The following is a 22,995-nucleotide window of genomic DNA, read 5'->3' as shown; positions in this document are numbered from 1 at the left end:
AAACATTTTGCAAAATTAATACTTTGCATCTCGGTATTTAGTAATATCTAACGGCAGAGTTAAATTACAATATCTGCGGCAAACTTCTGTAAATTATCCTGTCGCCACTTAGCATCAGCTTTGCGATTTGTCTGCAACTCCAAAACCCGAATTACTGTGGTTGGAAGCTGGTTTAACCTTTCCTGCAAATGTTCCCAACAAGTAATCAATTCATGCTGCACATTATAAGTAGCGCACAACTGAGCAAAATCAATATCCTGGGGAGTGCCAAAAAACTCTTCAAATGGTGGATCAAACTTGGCAATAGGTAACATTTCAAAAATGCCACCGCCATTGTTGTTGATTAACACAATCGTGAGATGTCCGACAAACTTATTGCGGATTAAAAAACCATTGGTGTCATGCAACAGCGCTAAATCTCCCGTTAACATCACACTACTTTGCTGGCGATGAGCAATTCCTAAAGCGGTGGATAATGTGCCATCGATACCATTTGCACCCCGGTTAAAGTGCGATCGCACTCCTAAATTATTTGGTTTCCAGAAATATTCCACATCCCGCACAGGCATACTATTGGCAATAAACAGTGGCGTTCTTGGCGGTAAAATCTGAGAAATTAACCAAGCTGCTTTACTCTCAATGATTTCATCTATTTTCCCCATCGTCTGGTCAACCACTAACCTAACCTTCGCTTCCGCATCACACCATTGCTTTCCATAGTCTGAGGAGAAAGATAAATTTCTCTCCTCTACTTTTATGTCTTCTACAGATATCCGTAAATGCGTCGTCCTCCCGTGCAAAGGGTCGAGGTTTTGATCGCTCTTGTCAATTACCCAGCATCGCGGTTGGGTTGCATCTATCCAGGTACGTAGTTCTTTACTTGTAGGCATTTCTCCCACCTGAATCACCATTTCGGGCGCTAGCTGCTTTGCTAGTTGCTGATTTCGCAAAATCAGGTCATAGGTAGAAATTAAATAGGGGTTGAGTTCGGCATAATTTCTCACTGGGGAAAGCCCCTCAGCTAGCACGGGCCAATTGAGAGTTTGGGAAAGTTGCGCGATCGCTCTACAATACTCTTCTGGTTGCTGGGGTTGGGCAACACCTGCAATAATAATGCCGCGATCGCATTCTTTCCATTCTTTGGGCATGGGGCATGGGGCATAGGGCATGGGGCATGGGTTTGCTATTCCTGCGAAGAAGTCTTCTGATTCCAACTGCGATCGCAAATAACTCAAGTCCGTTCCATCAGGGACAGGTGCTAAGGGATCGCGAAAGGGAATATTCAAATGTACTGACCCCTTTGTAGGAGTTTGCGCCCTTTCCCAGCTATGAATTACCGTTTGTCGCAGGTAAGCTAGCATTCCCAGATCGGCGGAGGGTAAGGCTAACTCTGTTTGCCAATTTGGGTAGTTTCCATATAATCTCAATTGATCTATAGTTTGCCCAGAGTGACAATCTCGCAATTCTGGCGGTCTATCGGTAGTCATTATCAACAGTGGGACGCGACTATATGAGGCTTCAATGACTGCTGGATAAAAATTTGCTCCTGCTGTACCAGAGGTGCAAACTAGTACCACAGGGCGACCGGTTGCTTTAGCTTGTCCCAAAGCAAAAAAGGCGGCGGAACGTTCATCGAGAATGGAAATCGCTTCAATCTCAGGTGCTTGTTGAGCAAAAGCGATCGCTAACGGTGTAGAGCGCGATCCAGGACAAATGATCGCACAAGTCAATCCCAACCGCTTTAGAGTCTCTGTTAAAATATAAGCCCAAAGTTGATTAACATTCCTATAAGCGATCGGCATTAAATCAAACATAGCTATAAAACAATCTTAAATTTTAGATTTTGTCTAGGGAAATTCAATTTAAAATCCATCAATGCGGTGTTGGCTTCAATCACCGCCACGCGAGTTTCTGGGAAAGAAAATCTCCAAGCAAACTTGCTGAACTTTCTACAAAATGCACAATTTGCTCTCAAACTTTTATGGACTGCATTCATTTAACGGGAATTCGCGGCTATGGCTACACTGGGTATCTACCAGAAGAACAGGTGCTAGGACAATGGTTTGAGGTGGATGTGAGGTTATGGTTGGATATCTCCACAGCGGCCAAGACTGACGCGATCGAAGACACTTTAGATTATCGCAGCGTCATTAGCTTGACACAACATTTGATCAAAACGTCTAAATTTGTTTTGGTGGAGAAATTGGTAACAACGATCGCAGATTCTATCCTCCAAGAGTGCGATCGTGTAACAAAAGTCCAAGTCACTCTCAGCAAACCTGCTGCACCTATTCCAGACTTTGGTGGCAAAATTAGCATTGAACTGACTAAAAGTAAGTCCAATCTTTAAATTCACACAATGTGTTTTTTTGCAATATCTATCAGCTAGCAAAGAACAGGGGGTTTACGTCGAGCTTGGAACTTTCTCATAATGAGAATCTTTTCTGCCATTGCTACCTACCAAAAAACTAAAAAACACCGCGATCTGCTGATGAACATTTAACTTGCATATTTTCAGAGGACAGGAATTGTGATTAAGTATTAACCAGAAGCTATAGGGCTAGTATTTTATTTTTAAAATACGCGTAGTGGCGTGGCAAGGCTAAAATAGTGCAGTTAAAAATATCTCAACTATCGAGATTTGAGAAACATAATTAATTTTCTATTGCACATATTTAGGCTTGCCATGCTATTACAACAAAACTGAGACTTTTTTTTAAAGTTCCGGTTTTTATATAAACATTTATAATTAATACGAGTTGACTCATCATTAAAGATTTTAGACAGCTTTAGACCGTAATCTAGACCTCATATAATATAAAATCTATTTGTAGGTAAAGTAGCATTAAAATCTTTAATTACAGGTAACGATTAATTATTAATAATAATTTGATGTATGTATATTAGTATATTACATACGACACGCTCTAGACTTTTTTAACTTATATTAAAGTAATATACTGTGATTTTATGAAATTTTATTCTTGATTAATTTGTATATAGATATTATACTTAGTGTTTATACTTCCCCAAGAAAAAATTATTGTATACATTTTATTTTAAAATCAGTTTTTGAGTGCTTGATAATTACATTATCATTTTAATTTGATGTTTAGTAGCATCATATTAGCTACATAAATTAATCAAAATTAGCTTTGACAAGCATAGAACTTTTCAGAGATTAATAACATGATGCTATTTACTCATTAGTCAGTATTAATATCAAGCAATAATACAGGGTAGTTAGAGATTGTTTATGATAAGATCAGCGCTTTTGACTTGAGTTGACACTAACAACAAGAATCTGAACCTTAGCAAACAGGTTATCCTAACATGTTCGCCCGCAAAATCCTAGTTGTTGAGGATGAAAAAAATATAGCCTCAAATATTAGAAAAAGTTTACAAAAGTTAGGTTATTTAGTATCAGAAATAACTGAATCTGGTGAAGAGGCAATAAAAAAGGTAGCAGAAACTCATCCTCATTTAGTATTAATTGATATCTGTCTAGCTGGAGAAATAAACGGTATCCACGTAGCTGATATTATTCAGAATAACTTTCATGTGCCTGTAGTATATCTAACGGAGTATTCGGAATATAAAACATTAGATAAAAATCAGCTAAGTGGGCCTTTTAGTTACATAGCCAAACCATTTATTGAAAGTGATTTACATTTTGTGATTGAAATGACACTGTACAAACATCAGAGCAAAAAAATATTATACGAAGAAAAACAGAGGTTGATGACAATTATTAATAGTATGGGTTGTGCAGTGATTGTGACGTATGCAAATGGTTGTATTGAAATGATGAATCCCATAGCAGAACTAATCACTGGTTGGAAGCAAAGTGAAGCGCTGGGGAAAGATTTAATAGAAGTCGTTAACTTAGTTAATAAAGATGTAGGAGAAAAAATTGAAAATTTGGCTACTTATGCAATCGAAGCAGGTGAAATTTTCAATTTACCAGAAAACTGTACATTAATTACCAAAGATGGCAAAGAAATAGCGATTGGGGATAATGTTGCACCTATCCGCGATCGAGATGGCAATATTACTGGCGCGGTTTTAGTTTTTCAAGACATTACTAAACGTAAGCAGACAGAGGCACAACTGATCCGCAATGCATTTTATGATGGGCTAACAGAATTACCGAATCGTGTTTTATTTTTAGATCGGCTCAGACAAACTATTGAACGTAGCAAACGCAGAAGTGATTATTATTTTGCAGTTTTATTTTTGGATTTAGATGGCTTCAAAGAGATTAACGATCGCTTTGGGCATGGAATAGGAGATGATTTTTTAGTAGCGATCGCTAGACGTTTAGAGTCATGCTTACGTAGTGGCGATACTGTAGCACGATTTGGTGGTGATGAGTTTACTGTTCTTTTGGAGGATATTAAAGACATAACCGACGCTACCAATGTTGCCAAACGTATTCAAGACTCTTTACGATTGCCAGTGAATCTCAATGGATATCAATTATCTACTACAGCGAGCATTGGTATTACTTGGAATTTTAGTAGTTATGAGGAGCCGACAACTCTGCTGCGGGATGCTGATATTGCTATGTACCAAGCTAAACGCCAAGGAAAAGCTACTTATGCCATATTTAGTTAAGAATGGAATATACTACTCTAGGCGCTACTAAGGTTATGGTATACAACCGAGAAGCCGCATAATTCTGTCATGGAAAAAACTGAAAAACAGAATTCAGGAGTCAGGAGGTGACTGAGCGTAGTCGTTGGCGCAGCCTCTCGTAGAGAAGTGAGCCAGAATGGGCTAAACCTTAGCTATCCGCTAACAGAATTGAATTCTTGATGACTGGCGGACTTAGACAAGCGCTCAGGCGAAGGCTGAAAATAGGTTTAAGTTTGCCCCTTTCATTCTGAATTCTGAATTCTGCATTCTTCTTCAAAACTTATAACCTCTAGCAATCCAATAGAGCCAGTCTGCGATCGCTTCTTGAGTTTCACTGTCAGCATCAATGGCTGCTATTTCAGATAATTTTGCAGAATATACATCTTCATCCTTACCATTAATATAAGCCACTTCGACAAACATATCTTTTAAACACTCATCGTCTGGGGCCATTCCCAGTACTTCCACTTGTTTCTCTTCGACAGCACCTGATTTGCGTCCCTTCTTAGTCCATTTAGCCAAAAAGGGAAAATTCAGAGCCTCTTCGAGGTAGTAGTACCAACCCATAGCCCGGTCTTCTTTGTCTTCAGCATCTACAATAATCTCCGTTTTAATGCGATGCTCTCGGTTTTCGTCGGCTTCAACACTAGGCATAAGATAACACTTTGCGTATAATTCATTTTGATAATACTACCAAAATGTTTCTAAAATCATACTTAAATATATCTATAGCAATCCAATTTGATTTCTGAATCACTCGTAGAGGTAAGGGACTCTTTACTGAGGACTCTTTACTGGAAAGAAGGAATAAAGGTGTACTGAGTTTTGTTCAAAAATCAAATATGAGTCCTATATTATGTCCGCTTAATTACTTATTAACCTGCCAGAACCCCACCCCGTAATACCCTCTTTGCAAACTCTTAGGGCAGTGTGGGGTGCAATTGCTGTGGGAATCATAACTGATTATCTGGAAATGATATAAACTCGACAAAAAACCACTTGTCATTGACAAGCGGTTTTGTAGTTATTGCTCTTAAGGGGAAGTTATTCGTTGCACTAAGATGCAAAGTTTTTTTAGCGCTCAAGCGCAAAATTGTTCAGAGATTAAACAAGTCTCAAATCAGGATAATTCGCCAACACATCATCAGATGTGAGGGTATCATTTTCAGCTTGCGGAGTCCAAAGAACTTCAATTGCTAAAAGCTTCTCGCTAGGGATACTACCAATTTGCCGCAAAGCTTGACGCAAATCATCAGCACTATTAATCGCTGTGGGGATTTCAAACTTACCTAGTGTCGCCGCCAACAATGTGACGATAATGTATTCACCAGGGCCTTCGGTAAATAGGCGGGTGGGATTGTCGAGTTCACCAGCCGGAGGTAAAGCTTCTTTGGCAAGAGCTGCTTTTAGCTGGTTGTTGACGTTAGAAAGAGTTTCTTCGCTAAACTTGCTGCGTTCTGCCAATGACAGCCGATTAAACTGACCTTCAGCTGAATTCAAGCTGGCTTGTTGAGTGCCACCACCTGCATATACAAAGTATTCGGGATGGCGGAGTAAAGCTAGGCTGGCTTCTTGGAGAATTTCTGCTCTGCCTTCTGGGGTGTTAGTATCAGCAGTTTCAGCAATGTGGTTGAGTTCATTTTGCAATTCACGGGCTTGAGCTAACAAACCTACTTGCAAACGAGTTACAGAAACAGGAGAGTTACTGCTGTAATCTGTTTCTGGTGTTTCACCGCTAGAGACACGGCGGAAAGTTTGCAATAGGAAATTAGCGATCGCCAAGAAAATTAAGATGGTAAATATACCACCAAATCCTCCTCCAATACCCCAGAAGGGAACTATGAAGGGAAAGCCAAAGCCACCACCAAAGCCACCACCATAACCACCCCCAGGATAGTATCCGCCCCCGCCAGGAGGTGCATAGGTGCGCGGTGTATAGGTGCGGCTGGAAGGCGCTCTAAAGGAGCCACCACCGATACGACCCCCACTGCGGGCTGCTAATGCGCCATCAGCGTGACCAAGAGCCAAAGCTAACACCAAGCTTAGGGCTAAGAAGGTTTTTAACAGCGGTTTGATGGTTTGTTGTAGTTTTTTACGCATAAGACAATCGCTTGAAAAACGGAATTATTATTTATGATTTCTCCCTATTCTGGGAGCAGTGTTGCAGGATGTCGCTAACGCTAGTCCGTAACAACCAACTTTGTACCATTCACTTTTAGAGGCTACATATTCAATTTACCGCGTCTTATCTTGGGTAAGTAGCGATCGCAGGGGGGATTTCTCGACTGGGGAACCGTACCTGAAGACATGTTTATCCTCACAGAAATTGCGATGTCTACGACGGGCTATGGTTTGCTATGCCTTGGACTAGAAGTTTCAGGATACAGACTACAGTTTTGAATTATACAGATGATTTGAATTTTTAGTGATTATTTTGACTAATTTTTTTAATCCTTCACTGAATAGGTAGTACTACTTCTGAACTTATATACTCAATATTTAGCATGGGCAAAACGCCTTGCTACTGCTAATAGCACTCATTAATACATTTGGCTGCTAATAATTTACGCGTACATAGAAGGCAGGCAAGTATCTGTAATCCTTGTCAGTCATTCCAAATAGACATCATGTCGCTACTAAGTAGTTACAAAAATTTTGGCATTTTGGCACAACAGTCCAGGTTATTTAGGATATTCTATTGAACGTAGCTAAATTTCGGAATTTTCGCAGCAGTTGTTCACTGAGCAATTTCGCTACAAGTGTTAGCTTTGATTTTTTGTTCATTATGCACAGAAACTCTCAAATAATGAGAAATTTGCAACAAAAATAAAATTAACACAATCAAAAAACAATCTTCCTGGCTAATCTTTTAAAATAGGCTTCAAATTTGTCTACCAAATTTGTTTTAAAAGAAATAAAATAATAATGATGGCTTTGAAAGTAATCCTAATTGTAAATATTAAAAACTATTTGAAATATAGTCATCAACTTTATTATGGAACATATTTCTCAACTAACAGCCGAAATCAGAGACAAAGCTGCATACCCAGATATCCTAGTTATATCCCGGATTTTCATGCCGAAAGAAGCTGTAATTGGGGAATATATCTACAATCGCTGTCTTCAAGATCCAGAACGAGTAATTGTGCTGGCAGCTAGTTGCTCAGGAGATCGAGTATTTGATGAAGGTCAACAGTTTCCTGTGTATCGCTGGTATTATCCTAGATGCTGGCGTAGCGGCTATGTGGGAAATATCCTAAAGCCTTTGGTCAATATCGTCTGCTCATTTGTCCTAGCAATTAAACTCTATTTTCGCTATCACTATCGTTATATAGAGTGGGGCCACGGCTATGATTTTCCTTCACTGTTGCTATTGAGCTATTTGTTACCGATTCGCTTTTTTATCTATCTGCACGGCAACGATCTTCTTTGTACTTTACACAATCCCGTGCTGCGATCGCTATTTAAATTAACACTCAAACGCGCCGAAGGCATTGTTTGTAACAGTTCTTATACAAGAGACTACCTCAGAACTGCTTTCCGATTAGATACTCCTACCCACGTCATTAACCCAGTAATCAGACCAGAAAAATTTGGTAATAATGTAGCCAGTCCCAGTAGCCTGGATGATTTACGGGTTCGCGTGCGTCAGGCATACAACATTCCAGATTCAGCAATAGTTATTCTCTCCATCGGCAGACTAGTAAAACATAAAGGTTTCGACCGAGTAATTGATAACATCCCAATATTGCTAACTTTTGGGGTCGATGTTCACTATATACTTTGCGGTCAAGGGCCAAGTGAGTCGGAACTGAAATCTCTGGCACATCGTTTGCGAGTTGATAAGCGCGTCCACTTTGCCGGATATGTACCAGAGCGAGAATTAGCAGGTTATTATGCAGCTTGCGACATATTTGCCATGCTAACTTTATCGGATACTAAACCTAATAATATGGAAGGTTTTGGTATGGCTTATTTAGAAGCAAGTTACTTCGGCAAGCCGATAATTGCCCCTCGTTTAGGTGGTGTTCTAGATACAGTTCAGCATGAAGAAAATGGGCTACTGGTTAATCCCAATTCTGGTTATGAAGTTTTTCAAGCTTTCAATCGGTTGTGCAAAGACCAGCAACTACGCGAGCAACTCGGTCGTAAAGGTAAAGAATTAGCCAAGCGTAGAACTCTCCATCGATCGCTTTATAAATCAGAGGGGAAAAATGCAATTTTGTAAAATGATTTTATTAACTAAACCGGATTGAATCATAAAATTCAAAAAATACCAAAAAGGGCACTTTACTATAAGTCATATTTCTGCATAACCTTTAACAAATTGCTTCGCAAAAAAGCAAGATTTCATTGTAAAATCTCGCTTGTGATGCGATCAAATGTGCAATGAAAAATATCTGGTTTAACATAGAGCAATTCCTTCGGCGTTACACAAAGCAGCGAATGCAATCTTTCGTGTTTACAGTTATTGGATGTCTTGCTGTAGTTAGTGTGATTACCTTTGGGGCAATGTATGTTGTGGCTCAACCTGCTTCAACTTCATCTGAACGTCCCGCTAAAGCGCCAAATTTCGGGCGACACTTTCAAGAATTTGGGCGTGAAGGCTCTATCTTGATTTACGACTCAAAAAACAACCGCATCTATGAACACAATCCTCAACGTAATGCAACTGCGCTCGCTCCAGCTTCAACCTTCAAAATTTTTAACGCGCTGGTGGCACTAGAAACAGGTGTAGTTCCTGATGATGTGGCGGTTCTCACTTGGGATGGAATTCACCGAGACATTGATGCCTGGAATCATGATACAAATTTGCGTCAAGCCTTTAAGGATTCAACTGTTTGGTTTTATCAAGTATTGGCACGTAGGGCTGGACATGAACGGATGCAGCAATTTATTAATAAAGTAGGCTACGGAAACCGTCAGATTGGCACTGTCGCAGACATCGATCGTTTTTGGCTACAACCGCAGTTATTGCAAATTACACCTAAAGAGCAAATTAAGTTTTTGCAACGGTTATATCAAGGCGATTTGCCTTTCTCGCAACGGACAATAAATCTTGTCAAAGATATTATGGTACGCGAACAAACTCCAGACTACACACTGCGAGGAAAAACGGGATGGTTAACGAGTACTAAACCAAATGTTGGTTGGTTTGTGGGTTATTTAGAGCAAAACAAAAACGTCTACTTTTTCGCGACAACCCTTGATATGCAAAAATCGGAAGATGCACCTGCCCGCATTGAGATTACACGACGCAGCCTCAAGGATTTGGGCTTGCTGGCTCAAATCAACTAACCACCACCAACAATAGTTACTACTTCTAAGCGATCGCCTAGTTGCACTTTTGTTTGCGGCCAAAACTGGCGGTGTAAAATTTCACCGTTATATTCTACAGCCACCAAGCGGGGGTTAAAACCCAACTGTTGGAGTAAGTCGGGTAAAGAAGTTTGAAATGAACAGCTATGGGTTTCCCCATTTACCTGAATCGTAATCTCATTAGACATAATATGTATCTGGGGCATTGGGAATTGGGAATTGGAAATTGGGTATTGGTTACTCACTTTGAGCAAATGACAAATGACAAATGACTCTTTAAAGTTCTGGTTTAATGCGATTTAGTTGAGAGAGCAAATATTGCGTTACTAGGGTAGGCTGTTCGGCTTGCATGAGCGATCGCACCACTGCTACACGTTTGGCTCCGGCATCAATGACATCATTGATATTATTCGCATCTATTCCCCCAATAGCAAACCAGGGAATTGAGCAATTTTTCGCTGCATAACTGACATATTCTAAACCTGTGGCAGCTTTACCTACTTTCGTCGGAGTTTCATAAACTGGCCCCACACCAATGTAATCAACACCTTCAGCAATTGCTCCTTGCATTTCTTCTTTATTTGTGGTAGAAAGACCAATCAAACGCTGGGAACCGAGTAATTGCCGAGCAACAGCAATAGGCATATCTTGTTGTCCCAGATGCACTCCATCGGCATCGACAGCTAAAGCGAGATCGACGCGATCGTTAACGATAAACAAAGCACCGTAGATGTGGCATAACTGCCGAAGTTTTCTGGCTTGTTCCAGACGCAAAGAATCATCGGTGGTTTTGTCGCGGTATTGTAAAAGTGTTAATCCACCTTTGAGTGCAGCTTCTACGTTATTCAACAAATTTTCATGTGGGGAAGTAACCAGATACAAATGCGATCGCCACAACAATTGATGGCGCTGATGACCCATTAAACTACTTTCTAGGGTATAAACCTGATAGCGCATCTGCTTACAAGCTTTAGCCATATTTGGCTGGTAAAGCTTGCTGTATTCTTCCAACACCCGTAATGCTTCTTCTATCCGGCAAAAGTTAGCTTGCAAGACCGATTTTATACTAGCTCGTTGTTCTTCTTGAGGATGGGTTAACTCAGTGCCAAGATCGCCTGGTGTATCTCGCGCCGCCCGTAATTCTGAAGTATGCCACTTGGCTACCTCTTGTCGCAGCCGTTTGCATTCAAGAGACAACTGGGCATTATTCAACCCAAATCGGCACCATTCCTCGATAATTCGCAAGCCCTCACGAGCGCGGTCTAAATTGGCATCTAAAATGCGGTAAACAACTTGCTGTGTTTGCTCTTTTTGGCTGTATGGCTCGACCATCACAACAACCCCATTAGTGCTTTCATCGAAGTGTGAATTATCATAAGTCCTAGTAACCATAAGTTAATTAATTCGCTTTTTTTTACTAATTTTTGCGGAATCTACGCAAAACAACGTAGTAGTGAGGGTTACGGTAAATTATCCCATGTTCCTATAGACAGTGATAAGGGTAGTTTGAGGCTACAGTTTCGCACTGAGCTTAGTCAAGTATTTTATGGTAAACAACAAGGTTGCAAAGGACTGCTAAAAGGGAATACACCAGAAAATCCACAATAGATATATTATCCAAAACCTTTGTAGAAACGTAATACTGCTAGTCTCTACAACCCGGATTTCTCACGCATAGTGTAGGCTTCAGGGGAAGAGGAGTGTGGGGAGTGTGGGGAGTGTGGGGAGTGTGGAGGGTAAGACTTCTTACCCATCCTCCCACACCTCCCACACCTCCCCACCCCTTGGATTTCTCACAAGTGAGAAATCCAGGTACAAGGGTTTTGGATAACGCATATTTAATTTCATTCTTATATCTATTTAGATATGAGAGTGAAAATGACGTAGGCACAATTTATGAATTGTACCTACAAATTATTTTGGGCAACGCACAATTAATTTCTGGAGATGTCTAATATCATTTATTACTATGTATTAAATATCGCCAATCGGTCAATATATGAGTAATATTATCGACATAATACTCTCTAGAGAGTATAAGAATTTATGATTACTTATAAGGAGTCGTGTTAAATATGATTCTCCCTCGTGTGTTTACTGAGTACCGTAGAGTAGATGTTCTGTTTGCAAAGCTGAAGTTTCTGAAATCAGCAAGGCTTTTATTTTTTAGTTTTTCAGTATTATCTTTTACTGTAGGTATGGGGGCAGCAAGTATAGCGTTTCTGGGTATCAGCCTGGATAGTGCAAGCGCTCAAATTCCATCGACACCAGATTCAGCGCCTCTAAATCAGAAAACACCTTCTCAGGCTAATGTGCTATTTGTCAACCCTGGTGTTGGAGATGACAAGGCAGGCAATGGCAGCGAATCCGCTCCTGTAAAAACGATTACCCAAGGCTTGCGATTAGCTAACGCTAATACTGTAATTATGCTTTCCTCCGGCACTTATAGCGCCGAGACAGGGGAGGAATTTCCCTTAATACTGAAACCGGGTATTTCAATTCAAGGCAACCCCAGCAATCAAGGTAAAGACATTATCATTCAGGGAGGCGGTGATTACCTGAGTCGGAGCTTTGCCGGTCAAAATGTCACAATTGTTGGAGCAAATCAAGCTTTGCTGACTGGGGTAACGGTGACAAACCCTAATCGCCGTGGTTACGGTTTATGGATTGAATCTAGCAATCCGGTAGTCGCGGAAAATACTTTTACTGGCAGTACTCAAGATGGGATTTCAGTCTGTGGTAATGCCGCACCCACCATTAGTAAGAATTACTTCGATCGCAATGGAGCCAATGGCATCACAATTGCTGGTAACTCTAGTCCGCAAGTGAAAGAGAATGTCTTTCACCAAACGGGTTTTGGGATTAATATTGCCCAAAATGCTGCTCCTATAGTCATAGGTAATCAAATTCAGAACAATAGATCGGGAATTATCGTACAAGCAAATGCCCGCCCGATTTTGCGGAATAATATTATTCAAGATAATAAAGAAGATGGTTTAGTTGCGATCGCTCAAGCAATGCCAGATTTGGGTAGTGCATCCGAACCTGGAAGTAATACATTTCAAAATAATGCCCGCCACGACATTAACGCTAGTGCTGCTAAACAAGTGATTTCTGCTGCTGGTAACAACCTTGTGAGCGATCGCATCACTGGCAAGGTAGATATTAACGGTACAACAGCACTAGCAACCCAAAATTCTCAACCCGCCCCTGTCACCAACAATGCGTTACAAGAAATACCATCAACTGGGGAAATCACCTTCTCATCTCCCGAAGTCTCTGAAACTACTAACGGGCAAACCAGCAACAGCATTTCAGTAAATAATCCTGTTTCTACACAATTAAATAGTCAACGGCTGCCATTAATGCCTGCCAATAATGTACCGCCTTCCCCGCCTATATCCAAACAACCACCTACTTCTAGAGTCGCCGGATTTCCTACTCCTAGCAGCTTGTCAGGTAGACAAATACCAATTAATGCACAGCCACCTGATACACCACAGTTAAATTACGTGCGGATCGATCCTAATACCATTGAGTTTACTGCCCCTAAATCCCCATCCAATTCAGTTGCACAGCCACCAGTTTCAAGTATGAGGAATCAAACACAGCAGCCATTACCAATACTAGAAACTGCTGCCCCAGGTGCTTCAGAACTTTTACCACTTCCCGATCGCAATATCCCCATTGTTAATACTCGCAATCTGCAAACAAGTTCTGCAAATATTCCCTATGGTGGTAACTCTGCAACACAATTTGGTGTACGTTATCGCCTAGTAGTGCCACTTGCAAGTGATAAGGATCGAGATTTAGTAAAATTCCTTGCTCCTGGTGCGTTTCCTACAGTTTGGCAAGGTCAAAGAGTTATGCAAGCAGGAGTATTTAGTAGTGAATATAATGCCAAAGAAATGCTCAAAACACTCTCTAGTAAAGGTTTAAGAGTCATTATGGAGCCTTTGAATTAATTGGGCATTGGGCAAAAGATATGGAATTAGCGAGAAAAGCATCTCAAAAGGAATATTGCTCCACTTGAGAGAGCGAGCGCTTTTCTACTGTGGGGAGGCATCGCTCTTTTAGTCATCATAATTTACTTTTCTGCTTAAGCTAAGTACTAAGCTTAATTTGATACTTTATTCTCTCTTGACTTTTCAGCGGAATTTATAATTGATAAAAGCAATGTTATCCTAACTTGTCACGAATGAACCGATTTAATTTTATTCAATGGTAAAAGCTACGGAACCGACCATCGAACAACTTAAAGCATTCTTTGACTTTTGCGTTCGGGCTAGTAATTTGTTTAGAGATATAGCATTGGTTAGATTTGATCAGAGGACAAGCCGAATTGTGATTTTGATAGGCGAAACCATCCAAGTAGAAATTCTTAGTAATGGGGAGAACATTATCCGATGACAGACTATTTAACTCTTAATGAGCAAGAATTAAGACAATATGTGATATCAAACCCCCAGGATGAGGAGGCATTTCAGCATTACCTCAGCATCATGAGAGCGAAACCGGGAGTAGTGGTAAGCACTCCAGAACAATTAGAGGCTGAGTTAAAACGGCGTATTAATCAAGCTAGTTAACAACATAGAACCCGTTACTGGAATGTCAGTAACGGGGTTTTTTCAATTTAGCAGCTTGACTCAATGTGAATTTTGGGACTTGCTTTTATTCAGCAACGCCGATATTCCCGCGATCGCACACCCTTATATCTGCGCTGATTTGGCGACTTGTGTCTGGATACAGCAGGCTGAGTTTTTCCGTTTTACCAATTACTAAGAAAGTGATTGCCCTATTAGACTTGCCCCTTACCCACATTAATCCATTAATCTATGATGGTGGGTTATTTTCGACAAGCTCGCTGCGCGAACCTACGAAATGTAAACCGTTCTAGGGATGTGTTCCACCTTATAGCCCTAACGTGTAATCTAAAATCTTGCTTTATTTTGCGGAATCAAGCCGAAAAATCATGTACATGACTTACGCATTGACAAAAAACATCATCTATGGAGTTTAGATAATGCCATCACTGTTAAGGTTAGCAAAAATATGCATCAAATAATTCCTAAAAATGCGATTGAGGAAATCAACAAATACTCTGAAAATGACATCGTAAAATCAGCATATTATTCTGTCAACGGTGAAAAAATTGCTTATCGTGCTTGGCATGAGAATAAAATATGTATGGAATATGAGATAAAAAACGAAAAAATGCACGGTTTATTTCGCACTTGGCATGATAATGGAAATTTGTGCGAGGAAAGCTTTTATGTTGATGGAAAAGAACATGGAATTAACAAACAATATGATTATGATGGTAATTTCATCGGTAGTTACGAACTGTATCATGGTACTGGTGTTGATTTGTGGTACTCAGCAAAAGGTGTTATTTCCGAAGAAAGATATTTAAAAGATGGAGAACGTCACGGTTATGAACGATGGTGGAATGATGATAATAAAACTATTTATCGAGAACAGCATTTTCAAAATGGTATAGAACACGGAATTTATCGAGAATGGAATCAAAAAGGTTCTCTCCGTAGGGGATTTCCTCAATATTATGTAAATGGGGAAAAACTGATTAAAGTCAAGTATTTAAAAGCTTGCATTAGCGATAAATCCTTACCCAAATTTCAAGAATTAGATAATTGTAATTATCGAGAATTCCCAGCTATTTAAATCCTTGAGAATAGAGCAAAGTTGGCTACCATCAATTAGAATGAGGGCTGGGTACGCCATCTCTAGTTGCCCCACAATTCCGACATCAAAACTGCGATCGCTGCCAATGTGGTGCAAATTTCTTGCATTGTTACCTCAATCAGTGATAAAGGACTTTGCGTGGCTGAAATTTATATCAATAATCAATCACTGATAGGATTAGTGCGCCGAGTTGAAGAACCGCAGAATTGACGCACTTTATACGGCATCACCGTGCCAAATTGAAGTAAAAAACTATAGCTTAAGTCTCGACTCATGAGTTATGTAGCATTACACCTTTGAGTCATTACGTGTAATGGGGGGCGAAAAGTATTATTTTCTCGTGGTTGTGAGCAGCGTCACTAACCTTGAGTATTTTCCCAACTTATGATCCTAAGTTGGGATTTGAGTTATGACTGGATTAAATAGTTGAATTATATTTATGATACTTTTCTGCGCGATCGCCTTCGCCGTAAATCGGGTTAAGGCAAGAAAACTCATCATCTAATACCTCAAAACGACTTTGGAGTACCTCAAAACGACTTTGGAGTACCTCAAAACGACTTTGGAGTACCTCAAAACGACTTTGGAGTACCTCAAAACGACTTTGAAGTACCTCAAAACGACTTTGGAGTACCTCAAAACGACTTTGAAGTACCTCAAAACGACTTTAAAGTACCTCAAAACGACTTTGAGGTATCTGTTCCTTATTTAATGTTATTTTTTTGGCAAGCTTAATAAAAACCTCAGTACAATCAACTAAAAATAATTAAGTCGATCTTAATTTGCTTTAATTTTTCCGAATTATCTCTCAGAGAAGTTTATTGTTGCATTGGCTAGAGTACATGCAGTAATCCTATAACTTCCTTCAGGAGCGCATCTCATGGCACGACTAAAACGCAGTTCACTGACTCTCGAAAACGCTCTCCGTCGAATTGCAGGAATGCGATCGATTAGCCCGACGCTAGAATTTGGCAACGGATTAAATTTGACAGACTACGACAGGCGCATCCAAACCTTGCAAACCCAGCTATCTACCTACAACACTTTACTCTCTACCCTAGATGAAATGGCAGGTCGTCTCTCTCTAATTGAAGAAGAATTGCGCGGCTACTCTGAAAAGATGTTAATGAGTGTGGCAACCCATTATGGCAAAGACAGTTTGCAATATATGCAGGCGGGAGGCAAGCCACGCAAGAAATTATCACGCCGTTCGAGCAACACCCAATCCCCATCTGAGAGTACAGCTACAACTTTGAATGGTGCAAACAATGGTAAAGGAACCTCTGTTGTTTTACCTTAATCGTTTAACTGCATCATGCTAATGAATTCTTAATTACGAATTACTAATTATTTGATCGCTGGCTCTGCGTCGAAGAACGCCACCTGATACTCTTTATCCTGGTTTATGATCCAAACGGGTAGCTTGCTCTAGGGCGGATTTTTCTTTGGCTCGACGGACATAGGGTTGTAATTGGGCGCGATCGCAAGCTGTAAAAATACTCAGGTTTTCCAAGGTAATCCCCCGCATTAACATTTCTACGCGCCAGGTTTGTTGTGCTTGGGCGATCGCTGGCGTTTGTCCTTGGGGAGTTAATAGTCCTTCACTCCATACTTGCCAACGTGTCTCAAGTTCTGATTCTGAGATGGGTGTACCTATATCATTCAAAAACATGGCTGTTTGAGCATCTTTACGACTTTTCAGCCATTTGATTAAGGGATTATTAGTAAAAGAACCGTAGCGTTTGCCCAAAATCCACTGATTTACTGGCACTTGACGGACAAATCCGGGGATTGTGATTTGTAGGAAGTGCCCTTGAGGATCGTAGATTTGGTGCGATCGCTCCAAGCTAGTTATTTCTGTAGCGGATAACCCAGCCCCAAATAATACGTAAGCCAAGGCATAATCTCGTACTCCAAACTTCCTGGCTTGTTGCAGAATTTCGTGAACTAAACTAGCTGGTAAATCAGCTACTTCTGTGGTAGTGAACCCTCCTTGTAAGGAGTTGATTGCTAATTCTGCTGAAGATGACATGGCTCCATGTAAAAACAACTCCACCAAATTTTCCAGAAAGTCGTCCCGATCCTCCCAAAGTTCGTGAAATTCGCTGGTGAACTCAATTACGGCATATCCCAAGATCATCCCATTTAGCAAACTGGCTAATTTCTCTGCCGGTAAGTAGGTATTTAGGTGTCCTTGCTGGATTACAGTAGCTAAATACTGAGCTACATAACGGTTTGCCTCTGTTACTCCCCTGCCTAGTGCGCGGCGATTTTCTGCCGGGAATTGGTCGGCTTCACCTACCACAGACCGAACGAACTCTGGCACTCGTTCTAATGTATGTAAAGTGTCACTTGCATAATCTTTAAGAGCTTGGTAAACATTGCCGGGAGGTGTTGCCCGTCGCACCAGCGACTCACCTAAATCCTTAAAGGCTGCGGACTCTTCCAGCACAGCCAAAAGCAGTCCATGCTTATTGCCAAAATTCCGAAATAGAGTCACTTCGTTGACTTCGGCTTTTTCAGCAATTTGGCGGGTTGTGGTAGCGCTAACTCCCTGAGCAGAAAACAACTCAAGTGCAGCTTGAATCAGGCGTTGACGAGTGGAAATCAGTTGAGATGACATAGAGAAATGCAAGTGGCACTTGCAGGGGGTATCAGAGTTCTGCTAGCATAACAAATGTAAGTGATACTTGCTTTACTCTACTGTAACTAACTAGTGAGAGGGTGGATAAATCCTTAGTGGGATTATGCCCAATAAAAAGTAAATCACTGCATCATCCATCAACAGGAATTTTTATGACCGCAAATTTTGGGGCGATCGCTCCTGAGAGAGGCAACTCACCTCAACTCAGTTGGACAAATGTGGTATTTTTTACTACATTTCATGCTTTAGCACTTCTGGCTCCTTGGTTTTTCTCCTGGCCAGCATTAGGTTTGCTAGTGTTTCTCCACTGGTTGTTCGGGAGTATTGGTATTTGCCTGGGATATCACCGACTATTGAGTCATAAAAGTTTTCAGGTTCCTAAGTGGTTAGAGTATGCGATCGCCCTCATTGGAGCGTTGGCTTTGCAAGGGGGGCCAATTTTTTGGGTAGGTGGACACCGCCAGCATCACGCCCACACAGAAGATATCAATTTAGACCCCTATTCTGCCCAAAGAGGATTTTGGTGGAGCCATATATTGTGGATTTTCTACCCACGTCCAGAATTTTTTGACTATGACACTTATAAAAAATATGCCCCTGACTTAGCCAAACAACCCTTTTATTGTTGGCTAGATCGTTACTTCTTGCTGTTGCAAATACCCTTCGGGCTGCTGCTTTATGCTCTAGGAGGATGGTCTTTTGTATTCTACGGAGTGTTTCTCAGATGTGTCTTGCTTTGGCACTCAACCTGGTTTGTAAACTCAGCATCACACCTGTGGGGTTATCGCACCTTTGATGCTAATGATGGCGCTCGTAATCTTTGGTGGGTATCTCTCGTCACTTATGGAGAAGGCTGGCACAACAACCATCATACTTATCCTCACATGGCAAAATCTGGGTTGTCTTGGTGGGAAATTGATGTTACTTGGTGGAGTATCTTAGTGTTGCAGACTTTGGGTTTAGCTAAAAAAGTTGTCTCGCGTCCTCCTCAAGGTGCAACTCACGGCTAAATTGCAACTAAATTATCGTGAATTTGTTATGCCGATTGCTTCTTGCAGTCGGCTTACTAATTTTTATCAGTAGTATTTCACGGTAAAATCTAACGGATTAAATCACCGCAATACATTAAGTGTGAAAACTGACAGCATTTTTTATCGTCTTTTTCAAGAACTTCCTGGGATCTTTTTTGAATTAATTGGCAATCCACCCCAAACGGCAGAGACTTATCAATTCTCCTCAATTGAAATCAAGCAAACTGCATTCCGTATAGATGGTGTTTTTCTCCCAACACAAGGAGAAGAAAATCCGATTTATTTTGTTGAAGTCCAGTTTCAAACCGACACCGAAATTTATTCACGCTTGTTTTCAGAAATTTCTTTATACTTACGCCAAAATAAACCGAAAAATTCTTGGCGAGGAGTAGTTATCTATCCCAATCGCAGTTTAGATACAGCAGATATCAAGAATTACAGTGAATTTTTCACAAGCGGGCGTATCAGTCGGATTTATCTTAATGAATTAGGTGAAACTGCATCATTGCCAGTTGGAATTGCTACGATGAAATTAGTCGTCGATGAAGAGGAGACAGCAATTCTAGCTGCTAGACAGTTAATAGACAGAACCCAGCAAGAAATCAACATCGAACCACAACGGCGGCAGTTACTAGAATTGATAGAGACAATATTAGTTTATAAGTTTCCGACGATGAGTCGACAGGAGATTGAAGGTATGTTTGGGTTAAGTGATTTGAAACAAACACGAGTTTATCAAGAAGGCAAGCAAGAAGGCAAACAAGAAGGAGCGCGTGAAGAAAAGTTTAGAATGATACCTTTGTTGTTGAGATTGGGATTGAGTTTTGAAGAAACTGCGAAAGAGTTAGGTTTGAGCTTAGAAGAGATTCAGCAAGAAATTCAAAAACAGCCTCCAAGTCAGGATACGTAACCTACAATTACAGCAGAATTCAGAAGTCAGGAGTCGGGAGTCAGAATGGGCTACGCTCCGCTGTGCTAACAGAAGTCAAACAGGCTTTATACTTGGCTTTGAGACTTAGTTTGTCTACCTCACTAATTTTAAAGTCGGTGTATCCTTTATCGCGGATTTATCTACATATTCTTACTATTTCCCATTTCCATAATTTTTAATTTTTTCTATGATTTCGCTCTCTCCAATTCTCCAAGCTAGACTCTCCCAACCCTTAAAGATTGGCTCCTTTGAGGTAAAAAGTCGGGTTCTCCAGTCGCCTCTATCTGGAGTGACAGATATGGTGTTTCGCCGTCTCGTGCGTCGCTATGCCCCAGATTCGATGATGTATACCGAAATGGTGAATGCTACGGGGTTGCATTATGTCAAGCAGTTACCCAAAATCATGGAGGTAGATCCAAATGAACGCCCAATTAGCGTTCAACTATTTGATTGCCGTCCAGATTTCCTCGCAGAAGCAGCAATAAAGGCAGTTGCCGAAGGTGCTGATACTGTTGATATTAATATGGGTTGTCCGGTTAATAAAATTACTAAAAATGGTGGCGGTTCTTCGTTGTTGAGACAACCAGAAGTAGCAGAAGCAATTGTGCGGGAAGTGGTAAAAGCTGTTGATGTACCTGTGACAGTAAAAACCCGTATTGGCTGGAATGATAACGAAATTACTATTCTCGACTTTGCCAAGCGGATGGAAGATGCCGGGGCGAAAATGATTACAGTGCATGGACGCACCCGCGCCCAAGGGTACAATGGCAATGCCCGTTGGGAATGGATTGCGCGTGTGAAAGAAGTGCTTTCTATCCCAGTTATTGGAAATGGAGATATTTTTTCCGTTGAAGCGGCTGTGAGATGTTTAGAACAAACTGGCGCAGATGGTGTGATGTGTTCCCGTGGGACTTTGGGTTATCCGTTTTTGGTAGGAGAAATCGATCATTTCCTGAAAACTGGGGAGATATTACCGTCACCTACCCCGATTCAGCGTTTGGAATGTGCAAGAGATCATTTACAAGCCTTATGGGAATATAAAGGCGATCGCGGTGTACGTCAAGCCCGTAAGCACATGACTTGGTATGCTAAAGGTTTCGTTGGTGCTGCCGAACTCCGAGGACAGCTAAGTTTAGTTGAAAGGGTAGATCAAGGTTTGGCAATGATTGACCAAGCAATTGAAAAATTGGCTAATGGTTATGAACTTGAAGAAGAAGCAGAAGGTAGTTTGGTAATGCTTTAAAAAGTTGATTTTACCATGAACTTGGAGTGATATTGTTAGTTGCTAAAAGTGACGCGATCGCTTAAATCCCACTATTTCAATTAGAGGTTGTTTTAAAAGTGCTTAGGTGTGATTTTAGGCACTTATTGATCCCCCCTAGCCCCCCTTAGAAAGGGGGGAAAACTTCTTAAAGTCCCCCTTAAAAAGGGGGATTTAGGGGGATCTAAAACTTTTTGCTACCAACAACAAGACTTTTCAAACATCCTCTTAGGGTTTAAATCTCCTTATGTAACTCTTTTGAATTTTGAATGTTTTACTAGCCAAAATGGAGGCTCACAATGTTAGTTTCCAAACACAATGATGTTGTCACCGTCCCCGAAATCCTCTCATTAGAAGACTTTATGGCAAATCCTCCAGAGGGGATGGAGTGGGTAGACGAGCAACTAGTAGAAAAAACAGGGATGACATTAAAACATAGTGAAATTCAAGGCAACATCTACTTTTACTGGAGAAGTTACATCAATTCCAATCAACAAGGTGGGAAAGTTTACACTGAAGTACCTTGTCGTACATATAAACAGGGTCGTCGTCCTGATGTAGCTTATCTAACGCCTGAGTTGGTAACTGAATTTGGCGATCTTCCCACTTTGCCACAGAGTTTTCCCTTGATTGCTGAGATAGTTTCACCCACCGATTTAGCTGAAGAATTATTTCTCAAAGCGCAGGAGTATTTACAGTCCGGTTGCGAGGAAGTTTGGCTAGTGTTTCCTGAAAGTCGGTTAGTTTTTGTAATGACTGATAATCAGGTTTTGGGGTTTAAAGCTGGTGATGTGGTTAGTACTCAAAAAGTATTACTCGGTTTTAGTATAGCCATAGACGAATTGTTGGGTTGAAAAGGCGATCCATCTAACTAATAACCTGCAACTTGGGTTAATAGAGATTTTATCGAATTTAGTTAATAGCAATCGTTAGTAGTTTCAGTAGACCGAAAACTTTTGCGATCGCTAAAAAATCAGCACCAGCGGCTTCCTTCAATCCGTTGCACCGCAATTGTTATGCAGCGACCGAGCGCGATCGTCTTCTCTGCGACACCTTTGGCAGAAGCAGGATTCTGTCCGGTGACGAGATTTCCATCGGCGATGCTGAATGCCTGGTCTATGAGAGAGCGGGGGGTGTCGATAAGTAGAGCTTATGCCTAATGGCAGATATTCTGCTGTTTATCACACCTGTTATATTCAAATAGCTTAAGCAAAGAAGGCAAAACTAAATGGCGGCTGTAAAGCCTGTAGAAGTTGCAGCATTAATTCGGGAAACTCGACAGCTACTGCAACTATCCCAAGTAAAATTTGCAGAGAAACTTGGTGTGTCATTTGGGAGCGTCAATCGTTGGGAAAATGGACGAACCCGACCAATTCCTTTAGCACTCAAGCAGATTGAAACACTGCTGCATAATATGGGAGAAGAGGGTGAGGAACTGTTGGCCAAATACTTTAAAAATCAGGGGTAG

Annotated in this window: 23 protein-coding genes; 17 read left to right on the top strand and 6 right to left on the bottom strand. The window is 40.9% G+C overall.

Features of this window, described 5'->3' with window-relative positions:
* Nucleotides 1-59: 59 nt before the first annotated feature.
* The gene (gene menD / locus V7K84_RS26980) at nt 60-1,814 is read right to left on the bottom strand and encodes a 2-succinyl-5-enolpyruvyl-6-hydroxy-3-cyclohexene-1-carboxylic-acid synthase (protein ID WP_334842671.1); all 1,755 of its coding nucleotides are present in this window, start codon (nt 1,812-1,814) and stop codon (nt 60-62) included.
* Between the two features lie 167 nt (nt 1,815-1,981).
* On the opposite strand from menD, the gene folB reads away from it, so the two are divergent.
* Nucleotides 1,982-2,350 (top strand): dihydroneopterin aldolase, encoded by a 369-nt coding sequence (folB, locus tag V7K84_RS26975; RefSeq protein ID WP_190939334.1) that lies wholly within the window; start codon nt 1,982-1,984, stop codon nt 2,348-2,350.
* Nucleotides 2,351-3,333: 983 nt separating this feature from the next.
* Complete coding sequence (locus V7K84_RS26970) at nt 3,334-4,617, top strand: GGDEF domain-containing response regulator (RefSeq protein ID WP_334842669.1); 1,284 nt, start codon at nt 3,334-3,336, stop codon at nt 4,615-4,617.
* A gap of 294 nt (nt 4,618-4,911) precedes the next feature.
* Here V7K84_RS26970 and V7K84_RS26965 read toward each other — a convergent pair whose 3' ends face one another.
* Together V7K84_RS26965 and V7K84_RS26960 are read right to left on the bottom strand one after the other, a co-directional pair.
* Nucleotides 4,912-5,292, bottom strand: a complete 381-nt coding sequence (locus tag V7K84_RS26965) for a calcium-binding protein (protein ID WP_334842667.1) — start codon at nt 5,290-5,292, stop codon at nt 4,912-4,914.
* Between the two features lie 450 nt (nt 5,293-5,742).
* Nucleotides 5,743-6,738: a DUF1517 domain-containing protein gene (locus tag V7K84_RS26960; RefSeq protein ID WP_334842665.1), complete on the bottom strand. Its 996-nt coding sequence runs from the start codon at nt 6,736-6,738 to the stop codon at nt 5,743-5,745.
* Between the two features lie 895 nt (nt 6,739-7,633).
* Between V7K84_RS26960 and V7K84_RS26955 the strand changes: the two genes are divergently transcribed.
* On the top strand, nt 7,634-8,866 hold the full coding sequence (locus V7K84_RS26955) for a glycosyltransferase family 4 protein (protein ID WP_334842664.1): 1,233 nt from the start codon (nt 7,634-7,636) through the stop codon (nt 8,864-8,866).
* A 218-nt stretch (nt 8,867-9,084) separates the two neighbouring features.
* Complete coding sequence (gene blaOXA / locus V7K84_RS26950; protein WP_334842837.1) at nt 9,085-9,936, top strand: class D beta-lactamase; 852 nt, start codon at nt 9,085-9,087, stop codon at nt 9,934-9,936.
* Here the strand turns inward: blaOXA and thiS are convergent.
* Nucleotides 9,933-10,145 carry a sulfur carrier protein ThiS gene (gene thiS / locus V7K84_RS26945; RefSeq protein ID WP_334842663.1) on the bottom strand — a complete coding sequence of 71 codons (213 nt, stop codon included), beginning with the start codon at nt 10,143-10,145 and terminating at the stop codon, nt 9,933-9,935. The genes blaOXA and thiS overlap by 4 nt on opposite strands.
* Before the next feature lie 88 nt (nt 10,146-10,233).
* Nucleotides 10,234-11,349, bottom strand: a complete 1,116-nt coding sequence (locus tag V7K84_RS26940; RefSeq protein WP_334842661.1) for a thiamine phosphate synthase — start codon at nt 11,347-11,349, stop codon at nt 10,234-10,236.
* Between the two features lie 683 nt (nt 11,350-12,032).
* Here V7K84_RS26940 and V7K84_RS26935 point away from each other — a divergent pair.
* From V7K84_RS26935 to V7K84_RS26905, 7 genes are all read left to right on the top strand, one after another.
* Nucleotides 12,033-13,922, top strand: coding sequence for a DUF1565 domain-containing protein (locus tag V7K84_RS26935; RefSeq protein WP_334842660.1), 1,890 nt, complete (start codon nt 12,033-12,035; stop codon nt 13,920-13,922).
* A gap of 256 nt (nt 13,923-14,178) precedes the next feature.
* Nucleotides 14,179-14,367 (top strand): DUF6888 family protein, encoded by a 189-nt coding sequence (locus V7K84_RS26930; protein WP_334842658.1) that lies wholly within the window; start codon nt 14,179-14,181, stop codon nt 14,365-14,367.
* A complete protein-coding gene (locus V7K84_RS26925; RefSeq protein WP_100899738.1) occupies nt 14,364-14,543 on the top strand; it encodes a DUF6887 family protein in 180 nt (59 codons plus the stop codon). The genes V7K84_RS26930 and V7K84_RS26925 overlap by 4 nt, the downstream gene beginning before the upstream one ends.
* A gap of 22 nt (nt 14,544-14,565) precedes the next feature.
* Complete coding sequence (locus V7K84_RS26920) at nt 14,566-14,739, top strand: hypothetical protein (RefSeq protein WP_334842656.1); 174 nt, start codon at nt 14,566-14,568, stop codon at nt 14,737-14,739.
* 270 nt (nt 14,740-15,009) lie between these two features.
* Nucleotides 15,010-15,639, top strand: coding sequence for a toxin-antitoxin system YwqK family antitoxin (locus V7K84_RS26915; protein WP_334842654.1), 630 nt, complete (start codon nt 15,010-15,012; stop codon nt 15,637-15,639).
* 66 nt (nt 15,640-15,705) lie between these two features.
* Nucleotides 15,706-15,870, top strand: coding sequence for a hypothetical protein (locus V7K84_RS26910; protein ID WP_334842653.1), 165 nt, complete (start codon nt 15,706-15,708; stop codon nt 15,868-15,870).
* Nucleotides 15,871-16,540: 670 nt separating this feature from the next.
* Nucleotides 16,541-16,960 carry a hypothetical protein gene (locus V7K84_RS26905; RefSeq protein WP_334842652.1) on the top strand — a complete coding sequence of 140 codons (420 nt, stop codon included), beginning with the start codon at nt 16,541-16,543 and terminating at the stop codon, nt 16,958-16,960.
* 93 nt (nt 16,961-17,053) lie between these two features.
* Here the strand turns inward: V7K84_RS26905 and V7K84_RS26900 are convergent, their stop codons facing one another.
* A complete protein-coding gene (locus V7K84_RS26900; protein WP_334842650.1) occupies nt 17,054-18,283 on the bottom strand; it encodes a TetR family transcriptional regulator in 1,230 nt (409 codons plus the stop codon).
* 173 nt (nt 18,284-18,456) lie between these two features.
* On the opposite strand from V7K84_RS26900, the gene V7K84_RS26895 reads away from it, so the two are divergent.
* The 6 genes from V7K84_RS26895 (at nt 18,457) to V7K84_RS26870 (ending at nt 22,995) form a co-directional block, all read left to right on the top strand.
* Complete coding sequence (locus V7K84_RS26895; protein ID WP_334842647.1) at nt 18,457-19,314, top strand: acyl-CoA desaturase; 858 nt, start codon at nt 18,457-18,459, stop codon at nt 19,312-19,314.
* Between the two features lie 121 nt (nt 19,315-19,435).
* Nucleotides 19,436-20,245 carry an Rpn family recombination-promoting nuclease/putative transposase gene (locus tag V7K84_RS26890; protein WP_334842644.1) on the top strand — a complete coding sequence of 270 codons (810 nt, stop codon included), beginning with the start codon at nt 19,436-19,438 and terminating at the stop codon, nt 20,243-20,245.
* A gap of 208 nt (nt 20,246-20,453) precedes the next feature.
* Nucleotides 20,454-21,509, top strand: a complete 1,056-nt coding sequence (dusB, locus tag V7K84_RS26885) for a tRNA dihydrouridine synthase DusB (protein WP_334842643.1) — start codon at nt 20,454-20,456, stop codon at nt 21,507-21,509.
* Between the two features lie 317 nt (nt 21,510-21,826).
* Entirely contained in the window at nt 21,827-22,381 is a 555-nt protein-coding gene (locus tag V7K84_RS26880) for a Uma2 family endonuclease (protein ID WP_334842641.1), read from the top strand.
* Between the two features lie 162 nt (nt 22,382-22,543).
* Complete coding sequence (locus tag V7K84_RS26875) at nt 22,544-22,687, top strand: hypothetical protein (RefSeq protein WP_334842639.1); 144 nt, start codon at nt 22,544-22,546, stop codon at nt 22,685-22,687.
* A 68-nt stretch (nt 22,688-22,755) separates the two neighbouring features.
* The gene (locus V7K84_RS26870; protein WP_334842637.1) at nt 22,756-22,995 is read left to right on the top strand and encodes a helix-turn-helix domain-containing protein; all 240 of its coding nucleotides are present in this window, start codon (nt 22,756-22,758) and stop codon (nt 22,993-22,995) included.

The sequence above is a fragment of the Nostoc sp. genome, assembly GCF_036917315.1.
Classification (GTDB): domain Bacteria; phylum Cyanobacteriota; class Cyanobacteriia; order Cyanobacteriales; family Nostocaceae; genus Nostoc.
This window is presented reverse-complemented; position numbering and strand designations above follow the sequence as displayed.

Bases quoted from the DNA above. Each gene is read 5' to 3' on its own strand.
- menD (WP_334842671.1), bottom strand. From the start codon at position 1,814: ATGTTTGATTTAATGCCGATCGCTTATAGGAATGTTAATCAACTTTGG.
- folB (WP_190939334.1), top strand. From the start codon at position 1,982: ATGGACTGCATTCATTTAACGGGAATTCGCGGCTATGGCTACACTGGG.
- V7K84_RS26970 (WP_334842669.1), top strand. From the start codon at position 3,334: ATGTTCGCCCGCAAAATCCTAGTTGTTGAGGATGAAAAAAATATAGCC.
- V7K84_RS26965 (WP_334842667.1), bottom strand. From the start codon at position 5,292: ATGCCTAGTGTTGAAGCCGACGAAAACCGAGAGCATCGCATTAAAACG.
- V7K84_RS26960 (WP_334842665.1), bottom strand. From the start codon at position 6,738: ATGCGTAAAAAACTACAACAAACCATCAAACCGCTGTTAAAAACCTTC.
- V7K84_RS26955 (WP_334842664.1), top strand. From the start codon at position 7,634: ATGGAACATATTTCTCAACTAACAGCCGAAATCAGAGACAAAGCTGCA.
- blaOXA (WP_334842837.1), top strand. From the start codon at position 9,085: ATGCAATCTTTCGTGTTTACAGTTATTGGATGTCTTGCTGTAGTTAGT.
- thiS (WP_334842663.1), bottom strand. From the start codon at position 10,145: ATGTCTAATGAGATTACGATTCAGGTAAATGGGGAAACCCATAGCTGT.
- V7K84_RS26940 (WP_334842661.1), bottom strand. From the start codon at position 11,349: ATGGTTACTAGGACTTATGATAATTCACACTTCGATGAAAGCACTAAT.
- V7K84_RS26935 (WP_334842660.1), top strand. From the start codon at position 12,033: ATGATTCTCCCTCGTGTGTTTACTGAGTACCGTAGAGTAGATGTTCTG.
- V7K84_RS26930 (WP_334842658.1), top strand. From the start codon at position 14,179: ATGGTAAAAGCTACGGAACCGACCATCGAACAACTTAAAGCATTCTTT.
- V7K84_RS26925 (WP_100899738.1), top strand. From the start codon at position 14,364: ATGACAGACTATTTAACTCTTAATGAGCAAGAATTAAGACAATATGTG.
- V7K84_RS26920 (WP_334842656.1), top strand. From the start codon at position 14,566: ATGTCAGTAACGGGGTTTTTTCAATTTAGCAGCTTGACTCAATGTGAA.
- V7K84_RS26915 (WP_334842654.1), top strand. From the start codon at position 15,010: ATGCATCAAATAATTCCTAAAAATGCGATTGAGGAAATCAACAAATAC.
- V7K84_RS26905 (WP_334842652.1), top strand. From the start codon at position 16,541: ATGGCACGACTAAAACGCAGTTCACTGACTCTCGAAAACGCTCTCCGT.
- V7K84_RS26900 (WP_334842650.1), bottom strand. From the start codon at position 18,283: ATGTCATCTCAACTGATTTCCACTCGTCAACGCCTGATTCAAGCTGCA.
- V7K84_RS26895 (WP_334842647.1), top strand. From the start codon at position 18,457: ATGACCGCAAATTTTGGGGCGATCGCTCCTGAGAGAGGCAACTCACCT.
- dusB (WP_334842643.1), top strand. From the start codon at position 20,454: ATGATTTCGCTCTCTCCAATTCTCCAAGCTAGACTCTCCCAACCCTTA.
- V7K84_RS26880 (WP_334842641.1), top strand. From the start codon at position 21,827: ATGTTAGTTTCCAAACACAATGATGTTGTCACCGTCCCCGAAATCCTC.
- V7K84_RS26875 (WP_334842639.1), top strand. From the start codon at position 22,544: ATGCAGCGACCGAGCGCGATCGTCTTCTCTGCGACACCTTTGGCAGAA.
- V7K84_RS26870 (WP_334842637.1), top strand. From the start codon at position 22,756: ATGGCGGCTGTAAAGCCTGTAGAAGTTGCAGCATTAATTCGGGAAACT.